We start from the raw sequence: 1,804 nt of genomic DNA on the forward strand, positions 1-1,804 counted from the left end.
TCTTACAGGAGCCGCGCACCGCCGGCTTCTCGGATTCCTTCGCTTCGATCAGGGCCACGATATCGCCAAACTCCCAAAGTTTGCCAGTCACGCCAGCGGCCATTGCCGGGGTCAGCCGCAAGGTCGCATGGATACGGCCAAAATTGTAGTACATGAAGTGAAGCGCCACGGCGTTGGCGTGAGCCTCCACCTTTTTGGAACTGGCGCCGGTGACGAGAAATGTGGCGCTGAGCCTGACTCCTGCTCGGCCTATCGCCGTGTCAGGCGGCCCTGCTTGCTGCGCCGTCGTTCGAATAGGCGGGGAAGTCCGTGTACCCCACTTCACCGTTGCGGGTGTAATAGACGGACCGGTCCGCCACAGCCAATGGCCAGCTGGCGCGGCCTGGGCATGCTCGACGTCATTGAAGCCGCCGCACCATATGAACGCGCCGGGGAACAACGCTCGCGCCTTGGCGAGCATGTCATGGTCGAGATGGCGCGCCTCGAACGTGACCGATTCCATGTTGCCGTCGGGCAGCAGCTCATAGAGCAGATGGACATAGGCCACGCCGCGGCGCCCGAGCTGCTCGACGATGTACAGGAACGTCTCCTCGACGAGCGGATCAGCGGGCATCGAACCATACTTGCCGAACGGTGAAAGGCGAACCCCCACGCGTCCCGGGCCGAATTCCGCCACGACCGCGTCGACGACTTCCATCAGGAAGCGCGTACGATCTTCCATGCTGCCGCCGCCATAGCAGTCTGTGCGGGTGTTGAGCACCGAGTTCATGAACTGCTCGATCAGATAGCCATTGGCGGCATGGATCTCGATTCCGTCAAACCCGACCTCCCGGGCATTGGCGGCGGCTTTGGCGAAGGTTCCCACCATGGCCGTCACTTCCTCGGTGCTGAGCGGCCTCGGCATCTCTGCCGCCATGAAGCGCAACCGGCCGTCCGGGCCATGGGCGAATACCTCTGAGCCGACGGCCTGTTCCGCGGTCACACCCACTGGCGCCTGGCCGTTCGGCAGAAGCGAGGAATGCGCCAGTCGGCCGACATGCCACAGCTGCATGAAGATGGTGCCGCCCTGACGATGAACCTCTTCGGTCACCGGGCGCCAGGCCTGCTTTTGGGCTTCGGAGTGAATCCCGGGAATCCGCGCGTAGCCGTGGCTGGACGTGATCCACGTCGTTGACTTCGGAGATGATCAGGCCGGCGCTACCGCGCTGACCGTAATATTTGACGGTCAGTTCGTTCGGGAGGTCGCCATCTGTCGGAAGGGCGCCCTCGGAGGTAGAGCCGGTTGTCGTCGTCTGCAGGGATTACCGGTCCCGCCAGCCCTCCCGCAAATCCTTTGGACGAACCCGAGTAGATTGCCAACGCGACCGAGAATGCTTAACCAATAGGCTTCCATGTTGTCTCCGCTCACCGGAACCGCAATGGACTCAAACTGTGCTTGCGAGCGACGTTCTCAAATCGCGGCACGGCGTCAGGGCGCCCGACCGGTGAAAAGATCGTGGAACCGCTGCAGGTACAGCGGCCAGCCTTGATCGCTATCGACCCCACCGCGCACGCTCTCCCAGCCTTCGCCGTGGCACTCGAAATTCCTGTGCTCGATCTCAACCCTGGTCCGGTTCTCCGTCTCCGCCGTGAACCGGACTTCCCATTCGCTGGTCTTGTTCAGGTCGGACTCAATCTGCCACCGCGGGTTGATATCCCAACTCAGAACCAGCCGGCTCGGCGGATCGTAAGTCAATACACGAGCCCAGCGACACTCGCTGCCGTCGACGCCGCGATCGTAAACGTGCCCCCCAACCCAGGCTTC

General features: G+C 62.6%; 1 protein-coding gene and 2 pseudogenes. All 3 read right to left on the minus strand.

All coding sequences use genetic code 11. The annotated features are described in order from the left end of the window. A pseudogene (locus tag EN991_RS34800) lies at positions 1–199 on the minus strand (IS1 family transposase); the annotation flags it as partial. Between the two features lie 249 nt (positions 200–448). After that, positions 449–1,162, minus strand: a pseudogene (locus EN991_RS34805) (alkene reductase); the annotation flags it as partial. A gap of 306 nt (positions 1,163–1,468) precedes the next feature. Further along, a partial coding sequence (locus tag EN991_RS34815) for an SRPBCC domain-containing protein (RefSeq protein WP_127370422.1) occupies positions 1,469–1,804 on the minus strand: 336 nt, incomplete at its 5' end.

Source organism: Mesorhizobium sp. M7A.F.Ca.US.005.03.2.1 (assembly GCF_003997795.1).
Classification (GTDB): domain Bacteria; phylum Pseudomonadota; class Alphaproteobacteria; order Rhizobiales; family Rhizobiaceae; genus Mesorhizobium; species Mesorhizobium ciceri.